The organism is Streptomyces sp. NPDC046939, assembly GCF_040644575.1.
Taxonomy (GTDB): domain Bacteria; phylum Actinomycetota; class Actinomycetes; order Streptomycetales; family Streptomycetaceae; genus Streptomyces.
Genome location: NZ_JBEYWV010000053.1, coordinates 18,939 through 33,129 on the forward strand (window position 1 = coordinate 18,939; position 14,191 = coordinate 33,129).

The window sequence follows — 14,191 nt, forward strand, 5'->3', positions numbered from 1 at the left end:
TCCGTGGTCCGCCCCGGCACCGCACGTACACGAAAGCCCGGATCGAAGATCAGGCGGACACGCCTTCGATCCGGGCCAGGGCCTCGTCCGCGCCGAACGGCTGCAAGTACGGCAGCCAGCGCGGATCGCGATGTCCGGTCCCGATGATGCGCCAGGCCAGACCGGACGGCGGAGCCGGTTTGTGGCGCAGGCGCCAGCCGATCTCCACGAGGTGGCGGTCGGCCTTGGTGTGGTTGCAGCGGCGGCACGACGCCACCACGTTGTCCCAGGCGTGCAGACCCCCGCGAGAGCGCGGGATCACGTGGTCGACGCTGGTTGCGACGCCACCGCAGTACATGCACCGGCCGCCGTCGCGGGCGAACAGTGCACGCCGGGTCAGAGGAACGGGCCCCCGGTAAGGGACCCTGACGAACCGCTTGAGCCGGACCACGCTGGGAGCGGGGACGGTGCGTGTCGCGCTGTGCATGAAGGCGCCGGACTCCTCGAGGCACGTGGCCTTGTTCTCGAGGACGAGTACGAGCGCGCGGCGGAGCGGTACGACGCCGAGTGGCTCGTACGACGCGTTGAGGACCAGGACATGCGGCACGGATGCCTCCTTGTACGCCGGCGGCGCGTGGCTCGCGCCGGGACGATCTCGTAGCCAGTCTCCCCTCCTGGCTGGTCGTGGCGCCACCATCTCCACGTAACGGCCTTGGAGTGTTTTCGACCACACGTCCTTCATCCCCAGGTGAGCACCGTCTCTCCCTCGAACATCACAACGATCCCCCCACAATGCCCCGTTAGTGTGGTGAGTCCGCCCGCTCCTGTCCCAGAGCCGTCCTGTGAACCGACCGTCTCCCGAGCGGCGGGCGAATGGCCACACCTGGAGGTACCTGCCGTGATCTTGTCCGTCCTGCCGGTCGTGGGGGCGAGCGACTCCTCGTCCGGCTCCCCGCAACCCACCTTTAAGGACGCCCAGGACCAGGCCGGTCAGGCCGCTAGCTGGGTCGAACAGAACTGGTCCACCTGGCTGGGCATCGGCCTGCGCGTCCTGCTGATCGTGGTGATCGCGTGCGTGCTGCGCGTCGTCGTCCGCCGCACCATCACCAAGCTCATAGACCGGATGAACCGCACCGCCCAGGCCGTCGACGGCACCGCCCTCGGCGGGCTCCTGGTCAATGTGGAGCGGCGGCGGCAGCGGTCGCAGGCGATCGGCTCCGTACTGCGTTCGGTCGCGTCGTTCCTGATCATGGGTACGGCGGCGCTGATGATCCTCGGCACGTTCGAGATCAACCTGGCGCCGCTGCTTGCCTCCGCCGGAGTCGCGGGCGTCGCGATCGGCTTCGGCGCCCGCAACCTGGTCACCGACTTCCTCTCCGGCGTCTTCATGATCCTGGAGGACCAGTACGGGGTCGGGGACACCATCGACGCCGGGGTCGCCTCCGGCGAGGTGATCGAGGTGGGCCTGCGCGTCACCAAGCTGCGCGGCGACAAGGGCGAGATCTGGTACGTGCGCAACGGCGAGGTCAAGCGGATCGGCAACCTCTCCCAGGGCTGGGCCACCGCCGGAGTCGACGTCACCGTCCGCGCCGACGAGGACCTGGACCGGGTGAGGTCGGTGCTCGCGGAGGCAGGCGAGGCGATGAGCAAGACCGAGCCGTGGAACGAGATGCTGTGGGGCCCCGTCGAGGTGCTCGGCCTGGACAGCGTCCTGCTCGACTCGATGGTCGTCCGCGTCACCGCCAAGACCATGCCCGGCAAGTCCCTCACCGTCGAACGCGAACTGCGCTGGCGGATCAAGCGGGCCTTCGACGAGGCGGACATCCGGATCGTCGGCGGCACCCCGGTCCAGGTGGACGGCGAGGCACAGGCCGCCGACCCGACCGCGGGCATGGCACCGCCCTCCGCCTACGCCTCCACCACCTCACCCCAGTCCCTGGCCGCCTCCCCGATACCGCCGGGCAACCTGGCGAAGTGACCGGCAGGCCGCCGGGGTCTCACGCGGTCCGCAGCCGCCCCGGCCGCACCGAGCGGCGCAGCAGCGGCAGCGCCGTCGCCGCCGCCAGGAGGCACGCCGCGTAGACCCCGAGCGGCACGAGGAGGGGCGCCGCCCAGGTGCGGGCCTGCCCGGCAGCGCCGGCGTACGCGAGGTGGACGGCCGTGCCGCCGAGCGTGGCCAGGGCCAGCGCGGGCGCCAGCGGCAGCGCCGTCTCCAGGAGCAGCGCCCGGCTCAGGACCCGGCGCGGCACCCCGGCGGCGACCTGCGCGGCGAGCGCCCGTCGGCGCGTCGACAGGGACTCGGCCGTGCCGACCGCGACCGCCGCCACGCTGATCAGCAGGGCGATGAGGACGGCCGCCGCGGTGAGGTCGAGGCCGAAGGCGTAGTAGTCCGTCGGCGCGGCGGTGCTGCCCGCGCGGTCGCTCTCGTGCAGCTTGGCGAGGAGGACGTGACGGACCCCGGCCAGGGCGACGCCGACGACCGTGACCATGATGACCGCGGCGTGGCTGCGGGCCGCCGCCCACGGGTCCTCCTGGAGGCGGGCCGCGGCGAGCAGCACGGCGGGGTCGTCGGTGCGGTCGGCAAGGCGGCGGCCGATGACCCGCGCCGACGCGCCCGCGAGCCACAGGGCGCCCACCCCGGTCAGCACGACCGCGCCGAGCACGAGCAGGGGAAGCCCCGGCGCGCCGGCCCGGGAGCCGCGCCCCACGAGCAGCCCCACGCCGAGGACGACGACGAGGACGGGCAGCAGCGCGGCCCACGGACGGGGCCCGCGCCCCGGCCGCTCCCGGCGGACATGGCCGAGCGGCGAGGCGATGACCCGGTGCAGCGCGGCCCCGCTCACCAGGACGGCCAGCACGGGGATCGCCACGACGACGGCAGCGAGGGCCGGCCAGGCGGCGCCCGGCGGTGTCCAGCCGGCGACCGGCAGCGCGACGGCGAACAGGGCGAGCCCGGTCAAGGCCCCCACCAGGCACGCGAGCCCCGCCTCCAGCGCGGCGATCTGCCGCACCTGCCTCGGCCCGGCGCCCGCGAGCCGCAGACCCGCCAGGCGCCGGTCGCGGTGGACGGCACCGAGCCGCGCGCACTGCCCGAGGAAGCCGAGGACCGGGACGAGCAGGAGCAGCAGCCCGGCCACGATCCCGCGCCGGGTGCCCGGCTGGTTCAGGAGACCGTGCCCGTACGAGAAGGAGTACTGGCCCTGGACGCTCAGCAGGGCGACGGCGGCCGACGCGAGCAGCGTCGACACGGCCGCCCCCGTCGCGGTGAGCGCGGCCCGCCGCCGCTCCAGCCGGTCGGCCCCGCGGGTCAGCAGCGCGGCGAGCCGCAGATCGGAGCGGAGATTCCCCGGTCTCATCGGGTCACCCCCGCGGGCGCGGCGCCGCCCGCCACGACGGTGCCGGAGACGGCCAGGAGGCCATGACTGCCGCAGGCGTCCCGCACACCCCCGTCGTGCAGGCTCACCTCCCGGTCCGCGTACGCCGCCACCTGCGCCTCGTGCGTCACCAGGACCACCGCCGTGTGCGTCTCGCGCGCGGTGTGGACCAGGGAGGTGAGGACCTGTTCGGTGGCGAGGGAGTCGAGCGCGCCGGTGGGCTCGTCGGCGAAGACGATCTTCGGGCCGGTCACGAGGGCCCGGGCGAGGGCGACCCGTTGGGCCTGGCCGCCGCTCATCTCGCCCGGCCGCAGCTCGCGCCGGCCGCGCACCCCGAACCGCTCCAGCCAGGCGTCGGCCTCGTCGCGCGCCGCCGCGCGGGGGCGGCCCGCGAGGAGCAGCGGCAGGGCGACGTTGTCGAGGGCCGTCAGCTCCGGGACGAGCTGCCCGAACTGGAAGACGATGCCGAAGTCGGTGCGGCGCAGCTCGCTCAGCCGCTCCTCGTCGAGCCCGGCGAGGTCACGCCCGTCGTACGTCACCGAGCCCTCGTCGGGGCGGACGATGCCGGCCAGGCAGTGCAGCAGCGTCGACTTGCCGCTGCCGCTGGCGCCCGTGACGGCGACGATCTCGCCGCTGCGCACCTCGACGCTCGCGCCGCGCAGCGCGGGCGTGGTGCCGTACGACTTCACGAGGCCCTCGGCGCTCAGGAAGGGGGACGATCCGGTCATGCTTCGGTGACCTCCGCGGTCAGGGTGGTGAGCCGGGCCGCGGTGGTGGTCATCCAGCGCAGGTCGGCGTCGAGGTGGGCGAGGGCGTAGTCGGCGGAGAGGACGGTGGTGAGGTCGGCGCCGGGCGCGCTCTTCACGGCGGTCAGCTCCCGCATCCGCGCCATGTGCGCGGCGCGCTGAGCCAGCAGATGGGCGGCGGGATCGGCGCCTTGCGCGCCGGGGCCCTGGCCCGCCGCCACGAGGATCGACACGACGACCTTGGCGAAGATCTCGTTGGCGACGTGCGGGGCGGGGGGTGTGATCTCACCGGCCCAGGTGAGGAGTTCGTCGCGGCCGCGCCGCGTGACGCGGTACAGGGTGCGTTCGGGGCCGCCGTCGGAGTCGGTGCCGTCCACCTCCACGAGGCCGTCGCGGACCAGGCGTTGCAGCGTCGTGTAGACCTGCGCGTAGGCGAGGGGGCGGGCCTGCGGGAACCGCTCGTCGTGGCGCCGCTTGAGGTCGTAGCCGTGGCGCGGACCGCCGACGAGCAGCCCGAGCAGGACGTGACGGGTGCTCATGCGGCTCATTATGTACTACGTATATGTACTGAGTACATAGCTCGATGGGGTGGGCCGGAGAGGGTGAAGTTCTTCCGGTTCTCCGTGCTTCCTGGTCAACTTCTTCTTGCCACCCACAATGTGAGCAGCAACACGTTGTCCGCTCGTACAGGTCTGCCGTCGTGCCCTTTGGGTAGGACTTCGGACTCAGCAGCCCTCTACCGAAGGAGGCCCTCGTGGCCGCATCGGCACACCTTCTGCTCTCGGCCCTCTCCAAACAGGCGGACGCCCCGATGATCGGCGCCGGCCCGACCACGTACTCCGCCGACACCACCACCCGCTCCGCCGAGCCCCCGCTGACCAGCGAGCCGCCCTTCGCCGACTACGCGCCGCTGACCTCCGAGCCGCCCCTCACCGACGCGGCCCCGCTGACGTCCGAGCCCACTCCGAGCGGCCTGGCCGCGGGATGAGCCTGGCCCGGCTCGCCGAGCTGTACGGCGTCGCCACCTCCTACTCCCCGGCGCCCGGCACCACCGTCCGCGCCTCCGACAAGGCGGTCACCGCCGCGCTCGCCGCCCTCGGCGTCGACGCGGGCACGCCGGACGCGGTGCGGGACGCGCTGGCCGCGCGGGAGGCGGAGACGGCGTCGCGACTGCTGCCGCCGACCGTGGTGTGGTGGCTGGAGGGACCGGCGCCGGAGTGGCTGAAGGGGTTACCCGAGGGCACCCGGCTGTCCCTGGAAGCACGGAGCGAAGCGCAGAACTGGAGCTACCCGCCCGGCAGTGACGACACCCCGCGAGAACCCCCGGCAGGCGTCCACACCCTCACCGCGCGGACCCCGGACGGCGCCACCGCGACGGCCCATCTGATCGCCGCCCCGCGCAAGGCCCCGCTGCCGCCCGAGCGGACGCACGGGCTGCTCGTCCAGTCCTACTCCCTGCTCTCCCGCCGCTCCTGGGGCATGGGCGACCTCGCCGACCTGGCCGATCTGGCGTCGTGGTCGGCGCGTACGCACGGCACCGGATTCCTCCAGGTCAACCCCCTGCACGCGGCGGTGCCCGCCGGGCCCGGCATGGGCACGGACCCGTCCCCGTACCGGCCGTCCTCCCGCCGCTTCCCCGACCCCGTGCACCTGCGGATCGAGGACATCCCGGAGTACGCCTACGTCCCCTCGCTCGCGGACGAGGCCGCCCGCCTGCGCGACGCCGTGCTGCGCGACGAGGACGGGCTCATCGACCGCGACGCCGTATGGGCGCTGAAGCGGCGGGCCCTCGAAGCGGTGCACGCCGTCCCGCTCACCCCCGGCCGCCGCGCCGCCTACTGGGACTTCCTCGCCGCGCAGGGCACCGCCCTTGAGGACCACGCCACGTACTGCGCGCTCGCCGAGGTGCACGGACCCGACCACCGCGCCTGGCCGGCCGCGCTGCAGGACCCGCGCTCCCCGGAGACGGCGCACGCGCGGCGCGAGCTGATGGACCGGGTCGACTTCCACAGCTGGCTGGCCTGGCTCACCGACACCCAACTGCTCGCCACCCAGCGGACCGCGCTCGACGCGGGCATGCCGGTCGGGCTCGTGCACGACCTCGCGGTCGGGGTGCACCCCGGCGGCGCCGACGCGTGGGCGCAGCGCGACGTGTTCGCGCAGGGGATGAGCGTGGGCGCGCCCCCGGACGCGTTCAACGCGCGCGGCCAGGACTGGGGCCTGCCGCCCTGGCGCCCCGACCGCCTCGCCGAGACCGGCTACGCGCCCTTCCGTGGCCTCCTGCGCAACCTGATGCGGTACGCGGGAGCCGTCCGCATCGACCACGTGATGGGCCTGTTCCGGCTCTGGTGGATCCCCGAGGGCGAGGAGCCGACCGAGGGCACGTACGTCCACTACGACGCCGAGGCGATGCTGGCGGTGCTGCTCCTGGAGGCGTCGCGCTCGCACACATACCTGATCGGGGAGGACCTGGGCACGGTCGAACCGGGCGTGCGGGAGCGGCTGCGCGAGGGCGGCGTCATGGGCACGTCGGTGCTGTGGTTCGAGCGGAACTACCCGCCCGACGGCGACGGCAGCCCCGTCCCCGCCGAGGAGTGGCGCACCGACTGCGTGGCCACGGCCACCACCCACGACCTGCCGTCCACCGCGGCCCGGCTCTCCGGCGACGACGTACGGCTGCGCGAGCGGCTCGCCCTGTCGACGGCGTCGCCCGCCGAGGCGGCGGCGGAGGTCGCGGACTGGCTCGCCCTGTTCGCGCGGCTCGGGCTACTGCCGCGCGGCTGCCAGGACGACGAGGAGGAGGCCGTCCGCGCGGTGCACCGCTTCCTGCGCCGCACCCCGGCCCGGCTCGTCGGCGTCTGGCTGCCCGACCTGGTGGGCGACCGGCGCCCGCAGAACCTGCCCGGGACGTGGGCGGAGTACCCCAACTGGCGGCTGCCCGTCGCCGACGCCACCGGCCGCCCCGTCACCCTGGAGGAGGTGACCGCCTCGCCGCGCGCGCACGCGTTGCTCCAGGTGTTCACCGAAACGACCGAGACAGCGGAGACAGCGGAAGCAGCGGAGAGAGAAGTACCCCTCACCGACCCCCCAACAGACCCCCCGGACGCGCGCGCCGTTTAGGCGTTCGCTACGTTGGCATCGTGGACAAGAAGAACGCCCTGCGCGCCGGCGCCCTGGCCTCCGGTACGACGCTGATGATGCTGCTCATGTCGTCCCCCGCGCTCGCCCTGACGCGCGACGACGGCGACGACCCGGGCAAGGGCCTGAGCGTGATCGAGACGCTCGGCCTCTACGTGGCCGCCCCGATCGTCATCTTCCTGGTGATCGCCGGTCTCGTGGCGCTCGGCGACAAGTCGCGCAAGCAGCCGAAGCAGAGCTGAGCCGCGAGGTCTCCCCGTCGAGGGCGCCCGTCACGCACGCGTGACGGGCGCCCTCGACGCGTCTCCACGGTGACCGGGCCTTCCTCGATGCCGCGCCCGCACCGCACCATGGACGGGCCGCTACGGGCACCACCCCGAGCCAGGTCATCGCAGCCAGTCGCAGGAGGCCACCATGAACGGCACCGCGCACCAAGGCACAGCACAGGCAAGCACCCCGCACGACCGCTCCGTCATCGTCGTCGGCGCGGGCCCCACGGGGCTGCTGCTCGCCGGGGACCTCGCCGCCGCCGGGGTCGCCGTGACGCTGGTGGAGCGGCGCAGCCACGAGATCAGCAACCTCTCCCGCGCCTTCGTCGTGCACGCCCGGACCCTGGAGCAGCTCGACGCGCGCGGCCTGGCCGACGGGATCGAGGAGAAGGGGCGGCCGCTCGACCGGCTCCGCCTGTTCGGGCGCCTGTCCATCGACCTGTCGCGCCTGCCCTCCCGCTTCCAGCACCTCCTCGTCATCCCGCAGTATGAGGTCGAGAAGGCCCTGGAGCGGCGCGCCGTCGACGCCGGGGTCGCCTTCGCCTACGAGACGGAGGTGCTCGGCCTCGTCCAGGGCGCGGACGGGGTCACGCTCCAGGTGCGCGGCAAGGGCGGCAAGCGCGCGGAGATGAGCGCGACGTACGTCGTCGGCACCGACGGGATGCGCAGTGTCGTACGGGGCGCGGTCGGACTGCCGTTCCCGGGGAAGTCCGTGATCCGTTCCGTCGTCCTCGCCGACGTCCGCCTCGCCGAGCAGCCGGAGAACCTGCTCACCGTGAACGCGGTCGGGGACGCCTTCGCCTTCATCGCGCCCTTCGGCGACGGCTACCACCGCGTGATCGGCTGGCACCGGGCGCGCAACGTGCCCGACAGCGAACCCCTCGAACTCGACGAGATCAAGGAGATCGCCCGGCTCGCCCTCGGCCGCGACTACGGCATGTACGACGCCCGCTGGATGTCCCGCTTCCACAGCGACGAACGCCAGGCCCCCGCCTACCGCGTGGGCCGCGTCCTGCTCGCGGGCGACGCCGCGCACGTGCACACCCCGGCGGGCGGCCAGGGCATGAACGTCGGCCTCCAGGACGCCGCAAACCTGGGCTGGAAGCTGGCGGCGGTCGTGAGCGGCCGGGCGGACGACGCCCTCCTGTACACCTACGAGGCCGAGCGCCACCCCGTCGGCAAGGCGGTCCTGCGCAGCAGCGGCGGCATCGTGCGCATGGCGATGGCGAAACGGCCCTGGACGCTCGCCGCGCGGGCCGCCGCCACCGGCGTCCTCGGCCGGGTCGGCCCCGCCCGCACCCGCGCCACCGGCCAGATCACCGGCATCGGCGTCTCCTACCCGGCGCCGAAGGGCTCCCACCCGCTGGTCGGCAAGCGCGTGCCCGACGTGGCGCTCGCGGGCGGCACCCGGCTCTACGAGGTGCTGCGCGCGGGCCAGTTCGTGCTGATCCTGCCGGAGGGCACCGCGTACAAGAGCGACGGTCTGCGCGTCGCGCACTGGGCGAGCGGCCGGCGCACCGCCCTGCTCGTACGGCCCGACGGATACGCGGCGTGGGCGGCGCGCGACGTGACCGGGGAGCTGGGAAACGGTGGAGATAACTCCACCGACCTGCCCGCGGAGTTCGCCTCATACTCGTTGCGGTAGCCGGACGAGCAGGGGAGCTGGGGGAGATGGCGCGCACGGGGGACATCGCACGGCAGGTGGAGGCTCTGCGCCGCAGCGCGCGGCTGTGGTGGCTGTCGCTGGTCGCGGTGCACTGGTCGACGATGGTGCACCTCGCGGTGTGGACCCCGGTATCGGGGCTGCTGCCGCGCGCCGCCGCCGGGATGCGCCGCCTCGTCGACCGCGAACGGGCACTCGCCGCCGACTGGTCGGGGATCACCGTGGAGGCGACGCCCGCCCCGGCCGCGGGTGAGAAGGAGAGCCTCAACCTCCTCACCCGCTACCGGTGGCTGTTCGGGGACGCGCAGCGGTTCCGCGAGTGGCGCTGGACGACGATGTACTCGTTCGTCGGCGGCCTCATCGCCTGCGTCCCCGGCGCCCTCGTCCTCTACGGGGCGTGGGGTCTGTTCCTCGCCGTGTTCGGCCCCGACCTGTCGCGGGACGCCGGCTGGGACGGCCTGTGGTACGGGTTCATCCCGGTCCGCAATCTGCCGACCGGCGTCCTCGCGGGCCTCCTCGGACTCGCCGTCGCCAGGGCGGGGCTGTGGCTCGCACCCGGCGCCGTCGACCGGCACGCCCGCTTCGTCCGGGCCACGCTCGCACCCAGCGATCAGGAGCTGATGGCCGCCCGGATCGCACACCTGGCGGCGACGCGCTCCGACGCCGTCGACACCTCGGCGGCCGAACTGCGCCGCATCGAGCGGGACCTGCACGACGGGGCGCAGGCCCGGCTCGTCGCGATGGGGATGACGCTCGACGCCGCCGAGCACCGGCTCGCCGACGACCCGGAGGCCGTGCGCGCCCTGCTCGCCGAGGCCCGCGCCTCCTCCGTCGCCGCGCTGCAAGAGCTGCGCGACCTCGTGCGCGGCATCCATCCGCCGGTCCTCGCCGACCGCGGTCTCGCCGACGCCGTGCGGTCGCTGGCGCTGCTCAGCCCGTTGCACGCGGAGGTCACGGTCGACCTGGACGGCCGCCCGGACGCGCCCGTGGAGTCCGCCGTCTACTTCGCCGTCGCCGAGGCCGTGACCAACGCCGCCAAGCACGCCGACGCCGAACGGCTCTGGATCGACATCGGCTACGACACCGTCCGCGCCGCCCTGCGCGTCAGCGTCACCGACGACGGGCGCGGCGGCGCCGACCCCGCCCGGGGCAGCGGCCTGGCCGGCATCGAGCGCCGCCTCGCCACCTTCGACGGGGTCCTCGCCGTCAACAGCCCGGTCGGCGGCCCGACCCAGATCTCGCTGGAGGTGCCGTGCGCATTGTCGTCGCCGAAGACCACTTCCTGCTGAGGGACGGTCTCGTACGGCTCCTCGGCGCGTACGGCCACGAGGTCGTCGCCGCCGTCGACAACGGCGACGAACTGCACAAGGTCCTCGTCGCCGAGCGTCCCGACGTGGCCGTGGTCGACGTACGGCTGCCGCCCGGCTTCAGCGACGAGGGCCTGCGCGCGGCCCTCGCCGCCCGGGAACGGGTGCCGGGCCTTCCCGTACTGCTGCTCTCGCAATATGTGGAGCCCTTGTACGCGCACGAGTTGCTTGCGGACGGCGCGGGCGCGGTCGGCTACGTCCTGAAGGACCGGGTCACCGACGGCGCCGCGTTCCTGCGCACCATCGAACAGGTCGCGGGCGGCGGCACGGTGATGGACCCCGAGGTCGTCTCGAAGCTGTTCGCCCGCAAGGTCCGCGACCGCAGACTCGGCTCACTGACGGTCCGTGAACGCGAGGTCCTCGGAATGCTCGCGCAGGGGCGCTCCAACGCCGGGGTCGCGGAGGCGCTGTTCGTCACGGAGAAGGCCGTGGCCAAGCACATCGGCAACATCTTCACCAAGCTCGGGCTGCTGCCGGGGGAGAGCGACAACCGACGGGTCCTCGCGGTCCTCGCGTACCTGGAGGGCTGAGCGGCTACAGGGCCAGCTCCATCAGCGGCAGGACCCGGCCAGGCAGCGACCCGGAGGGGACCGTGCCGACCCGGCGGCCGCCCATGGCCTCGTAGAACGGGACCGCGTTCGGGTCCGCCGCCCAGTCGAAGCCGGTGAAACCGGCGGCGCGGGCCGCCTCCCGCACATGGTCGAAGAGGAGACGGCCCACACCGCCGCCCATCGCCTCCGGGGCGACGAACATCAGGCCCAACTCACCGCGCGGCGGCTCCCCTTCCAGCGTTGCGAGGCCGACGAGCCGCCCGTCCGGCGCCTGCGCCACCACGGTCCGGCGCGCCTCGACCTCCTCCGGGCGCAGCGTCAGCTCGGCGACGCACGCCGCCATGAACGCCTCGTCGTACCCCCAGTGCGCCTTCGACCGCAGGGCCAGCGCGCTCAGCTCGGCCGCCTCCTCGGGGCGTGCCGCCCGGATCCGTACCGTCCGCACCGTGTGCTCCTCCCTCTGCCGCGTCACGTCAGCGTAGGCCGGGTTACGTTGTGGCGTATGAGCGCGTACGAGCCGGGGGCGCCGTCAGGCCCTTCCCCGAGGCCGCCCGACCGGTGGGACGTCAAGAAGCTGGTGATCCTGCGGACGCTGCGGGAGCGCGGCACCGTCACCGCCACCGCGCAGGCGCTCCTCATGACGCCGTCCGCCGTCTCGCAGCAGCTCACCAACCTCGCCAAGCAGCTCGGCGTACCCCTCCTCCAGGCCCACGGGCGGCGCGTCCGGCTCACCGACGCCGCCCACCTCGTCCTCGCGCACGCGGACGCCGTCCTCGCTCAACTGGAGCGCGCCGACGCCGAGTTGGACCGCTACCTGCACGGGGAGGCGGGGGAGGTGCGGGTCGCCGCGTTCTCCACCGCCGTGCCCGCCCTCGTCGTGCCCGCCGTACGGGCGCTGCGCGCCGCGCACCCCGGGATCACCGTCCGCGTCCGCGAGGCCGAGGCCGGGGAGGCGTACGAGCTGCTCGCCGCCGGGGACGTGGACCTCGCCCTGTCGCTCGCCGCGCACGCGCCGACCGCCCGCGACCCGAAGTTCACGCGGGTGCCGCTGCTCGCCGACCCGCTGGACGTGGCCCTGCCGGTCGGCCACCCGCTGGCGGCGGAGCCGGGCCTGCGCCTCGCGGACCTCGCGGGCGAACCGTGGATCTTCGGCGGCTCCGGGCCCTGGTCCGAGATCACCATCGCCGCGTGCGAGGCCGCCGGGTTCGTGCCCGCGCAGGCGCACAGCGCGGCCGGGTGGACGGCGATCCTCGCCATGGTCGAGGCGGGGATGGGGGTCGCCCTGGTGCCGCGCATGGCGGCGGCGCGACGGGACGGCGTGGCGATGTGCGCGCTGGGGGCCGACCGGCCCGTACGGCATGTGGTGGCAGCCGTGCGGAAGGGGGCGGAGGAGGGGGCGACGGTGCGCAGGGTGCTGGAGGCGCTGCGGGTCTGAGGGTCCGGGCGGGGCTGGGCAGTGTTCAGGTGAGCTGAACGATGACTCCGTAAAGTTTCGATGGACCTGTGCAGTGGGCCGGGGCGACAGTACCCGTATGACAACGACTCCAGCCCATGAGGACCCGCACGCCAACGACGCCGCCCCCTACGCGGGCGGCGACCCCTACGCCGACTACCGCACCTTCGGCGACCCCAGCGGCTTCGACCAGCTCGTCGACCTCGCCGACCGGCGGCTCGGCGCCGGTGTCATCGCCGCCAACGACGAGTTCTTCGCCCAGCGCGAGAACCTCCTCGTCCGCGAGCGTGCCGTCTTCGACCCCGAGCACTTCGGGCACAAGGGCAAGATCATGGACGGCTGGGAGACGCGGCGGCGGCGCGGCACGGCCGGCTCCCCGTTCCCGGCGCCGGACGACCACGACTGGGCGATCGTGCGGCTCGGCGCGCCCGGCGTGATCCGGGGCGTCGTCGTCGACACGGCGCACTTCCGCGGCAACTATCCGCAGCGCGTCAGCATCCAGGCGGCGGCGGTGCCGGGCACGCCGTCCCCCGGGGAACTGCTCGCCGACGACGTGAAGTGGGAGGAGCTGGTCCCGCCGAGCCAGGTACGGGGCCACGCCGCCAACGCCTTCACCGTCACCAGCGAGCGCCGCTTCACACACCTGCGCCTCTGCCAGCACCCCGACGGCGGCATCGCCCGTCTCCGCGTGCACGGCGAGGTCGTACCGGACCCCGCATGGCTCGACCTGCTCGGCACGTTCGACCTCGTCTCCGTGCTCAACGGGGGTGTGTACGAGGACGCCTCCGACCGCTTCTACTCCTCCCCGACCCAGATCATCCTGCCCGGCACCTCCCGCAAGATGGACGACGGCTGGGAGAACCGGCGCCGCCGCGTCCACGGCACCAACGACTGGGTCCGCTTCCGGCTCGCCGCGCAGGGGGAGATCCGCGCCGTCGAGATCGACACGGCGTACTTGAAGGGCAATTCGGCGGGGTGGATCGCGTTGAGCGGACGCGACGGGGAGTCCGGCGACTGGTTCGAGATCATCCCGCGTACGCGGTTGCAGCCCGACACCCTGCACCGGTTCCCGCTGGGGGAGCGGGCGGTGGCCACGCATGTGCGGCTCGACGCGTTCCCCGACGGGGGTGTGGCCCGGATGCGGGTGCACGGGGTGCTGACCGATGCGGGGCGGGCGGAGCTGAAGGAACGGTTCGGGGCTTAACGGCCCAGGCGGCGGGACCGGTCGAAGCGGAGCAGCACGGCCACGGCCCGCCACACGCCTGCGGCGGCGCCCAGTACGGCCCCGGCCACGCGTATGTCGTGCTCCGTGGCCGGCGCCAGGTCCCAGATCCAGGTGGGGGCGGCGATCAGGGCGAACGCGAGGGCGGCGATCAGGGCCCCGGTGAACAGCGCGAACCCGATCTCGACGGTCATCGCGTCCTTCTCCCACCTGGACTCCATAGGGGCAGTCTCACATGGCGCGCCTCTCGTCGTGGCCGGTCGCGCAGTTCCCCGCGCCCCTGAAGCATGCGGCTCCGCCGCAGCTTCCCCCGGGCGCCCCTGAGATGGCGCACGCAGTGCGCATCTCAGGGGGGCGGGGGGCAGGCCGCGCCCCCCCCCCCCCCCCCCCGGGCCCGCCGCACCCCCGCCCCGAGGTAGAGCGCCCCGC

General features: G+C 74.0%; 15 protein-coding genes. 9 read left to right on the forward strand and 6 right to left on the reverse strand.

What is annotated here, in order from left to right:
- Positions 1 to 49 precede the first annotated feature (49 nt).
- The gene (locus ABZ877_RS38050; protein WP_324769927.1) at positions 50 to 586 is read right to left on the reverse strand and encodes an HNH endonuclease; all 537 of its coding nucleotides are present in this window, start codon (positions 584 to 586) and stop codon (positions 50 to 52) included.
- Positions 587 to 877: 291 nt separating this feature from the next.
- Between ABZ877_RS38050 and ABZ877_RS38055 the strand changes: the two genes are divergently transcribed.
- Positions 878 to 1,957, forward strand: a complete 1,080-nt coding sequence (locus tag ABZ877_RS38055) for a mechanosensitive ion channel family protein (RefSeq protein WP_361080915.1) — start codon at positions 878 to 880, stop codon at positions 1,955 to 1,957.
- Between the two features lie 19 nt (positions 1,958 to 1,976).
- Here ABZ877_RS38055 and ABZ877_RS38060 read toward each other — a convergent pair whose 3' ends face one another.
- Genes ABZ877_RS38060 through ABZ877_RS38070 form a run of 3 tightly spaced genes read right to left on the reverse strand, consistent with a single transcriptional unit; the run spans position 1,977 to position 4,638 of the window.
- Complete coding sequence (locus ABZ877_RS38060) at positions 1,977 to 3,335, reverse strand: FtsX-like permease family protein (RefSeq protein WP_361080917.1); 1,359 nt, start codon at positions 3,333 to 3,335, stop codon at positions 1,977 to 1,979.
- A complete protein-coding gene (locus tag ABZ877_RS38065; RefSeq protein ID WP_361080919.1) occupies positions 3,332 to 4,081 on the reverse strand; it encodes an ABC transporter ATP-binding protein in 750 nt (249 codons plus the stop codon). Before ABZ877_RS38065 ends, ABZ877_RS38060 begins: the two co-directional genes overlap by 4 nt.
- Positions 4,078 to 4,638, reverse strand: a complete 561-nt coding sequence (locus tag ABZ877_RS38070) for a PadR family transcriptional regulator (protein WP_361080921.1) — start codon at positions 4,636 to 4,638, stop codon at positions 4,078 to 4,080. The genes ABZ877_RS38065 and ABZ877_RS38070 overlap by 4 nt, the downstream gene beginning before the upstream one ends.
- Positions 4,639 to 4,853: 215 nt before the next feature.
- Here ABZ877_RS38070 and ABZ877_RS38075 point away from each other — a divergent pair, with 215 nt between their 5' ends.
- The 6 genes from ABZ877_RS38075 to ABZ877_RS38100 all read left to right on the forward strand — a co-directional run bounded on the left by ABZ877_RS38075 (position 4,854) and on the right by ABZ877_RS38100 (position 11,066).
- On the forward strand, positions 4,854 to 5,087 hold the full coding sequence (locus tag ABZ877_RS38075) for a hypothetical protein (protein ID WP_361080923.1): 234 nt from the start codon (positions 4,854 to 4,856) through the stop codon (positions 5,085 to 5,087).
- The gene (gene malQ, locus ABZ877_RS38080; RefSeq protein WP_361080925.1) at positions 5,084 to 7,219 is read left to right on the forward strand and encodes a 4-alpha-glucanotransferase; all 2,136 of its coding nucleotides are present in this window, start codon (positions 5,084 to 5,086) and stop codon (positions 7,217 to 7,219) included. The genes ABZ877_RS38075 and malQ overlap by 4 nt, the downstream gene beginning before the upstream one ends.
- Positions 7,220 to 7,239: 20 nt before the next feature.
- Positions 7,240 to 7,479 (forward strand): hypothetical protein, encoded by a 240-nt coding sequence (locus ABZ877_RS38085; protein WP_361080926.1) that lies wholly within the window; start codon positions 7,240 to 7,242, stop codon positions 7,477 to 7,479.
- A gap of 172 nt (positions 7,480 to 7,651) precedes the next feature.
- The gene (locus tag ABZ877_RS38090) at positions 7,652 to 9,151 is read left to right on the forward strand and encodes an FAD-dependent monooxygenase (protein ID WP_361080928.1); all 1,500 of its coding nucleotides are present in this window, start codon (positions 7,652 to 7,654) and stop codon (positions 9,149 to 9,151) included.
- Between the two features lie 26 nt (positions 9,152 to 9,177).
- Positions 9,178 to 10,458, forward strand: a complete 1,281-nt coding sequence (locus tag ABZ877_RS38095) for a histidine kinase (RefSeq protein WP_361080930.1) — start codon at positions 9,178 to 9,180, stop codon at positions 10,456 to 10,458.
- Entirely contained in the window at positions 10,422 to 11,066 is a 645-nt protein-coding gene (locus tag ABZ877_RS38100; protein ID WP_361080932.1) for a response regulator transcription factor, read from the forward strand. Before ABZ877_RS38095 ends, ABZ877_RS38100 begins: the two co-directional genes overlap by 37 nt.
- 4 nt (positions 11,067 to 11,070) lie before the next feature.
- Here the strand turns inward: ABZ877_RS38100 and ABZ877_RS38105 are convergent, their stop codons facing one another.
- A complete protein-coding gene (locus ABZ877_RS38105; RefSeq protein WP_361080935.1) occupies positions 11,071 to 11,559 on the reverse strand; it encodes a GNAT family N-acetyltransferase in 489 nt (162 codons plus the stop codon).
- A gap of 30 nt (positions 11,560 to 11,589) precedes the next feature.
- On the opposite strand from ABZ877_RS38105, the gene ABZ877_RS38110 reads away from it, so the two are divergent.
- Together ABZ877_RS38110 and alc are read left to right on the forward strand one after the other, a co-directional pair.
- Positions 11,590 to 12,522, forward strand: coding sequence for a LysR family transcriptional regulator (locus ABZ877_RS38110; RefSeq protein WP_361080936.1), 933 nt, complete (start codon positions 11,590 to 11,592; stop codon positions 12,520 to 12,522).
- A 97-nt stretch (positions 12,523 to 12,619) separates the two neighbouring features.
- Entirely contained in the window at positions 12,620 to 13,744 is a 1,125-nt protein-coding gene (gene alc, locus ABZ877_RS38115) for an allantoicase (protein WP_361080938.1), read from the forward strand.
- On the opposite strand, the gene ABZ877_RS38120 is transcribed toward alc, so the two are convergent.
- Positions 13,741 to 13,983 carry a DUF6332 family protein gene (locus ABZ877_RS38120; RefSeq protein ID WP_361080940.1) on the reverse strand — a complete coding sequence of 81 codons (243 nt, stop codon included), beginning with the start codon at positions 13,981 to 13,983 and terminating at the stop codon, positions 13,741 to 13,743. The two genes, alc and ABZ877_RS38120, sit on opposite strands and share 4 nt — an antisense overlap.
- Positions 13,984 to 14,191 lie beyond the last annotated feature (208 nt).

Bases quoted from the DNA above. Each gene is read 5' to 3' on its own strand.
- ABZ877_RS38060 (WP_361080917.1), bottom strand. From the start codon at position 3,335: ATGAGACCGGGGAATCTCCGCTCCGATCTGCGGCTCGCCGCGCTGCTG.
- ABZ877_RS38090 (WP_361080928.1), top strand. From the start codon at position 7,652: ATGAACGGCACCGCGCACCAAGGCACAGCACAGGCAAGCACCCCGCAC.
- ABZ877_RS38095 (WP_361080930.1), top strand. From the start codon at position 9,178: ATGGCGCGCACGGGGGACATCGCACGGCAGGTGGAGGCTCTGCGCCGC.
- ABZ877_RS38065 (WP_361080919.1), bottom strand. From the start codon at position 4,081: ATGACCGGATCGTCCCCCTTCCTGAGCGCCGAGGGCCTCGTGAAGTCG.
- ABZ877_RS38120 (WP_361080940.1), bottom strand. From the start codon at position 13,983: ATGGAGTCCAGGTGGGAGAAGGACGCGATGACCGTCGAGATCGGGTTC.
- ABZ877_RS38070 (WP_361080921.1), bottom strand. From the start codon at position 4,638: ATGAGCACCCGTCACGTCCTGCTCGGGCTGCTCGTCGGCGGTCCGCGC.
- ABZ877_RS38110 (WP_361080936.1), top strand. From the start codon at position 11,590: ATGAGCGCGTACGAGCCGGGGGCGCCGTCAGGCCCTTCCCCGAGGCCG.
- alc (WP_361080938.1), top strand. From the start codon at position 12,620: ATGACAACGACTCCAGCCCATGAGGACCCGCACGCCAACGACGCCGCC.
- malQ (WP_361080925.1), top strand. From the start codon at position 5,084: ATGAGCCTGGCCCGGCTCGCCGAGCTGTACGGCGTCGCCACCTCCTAC.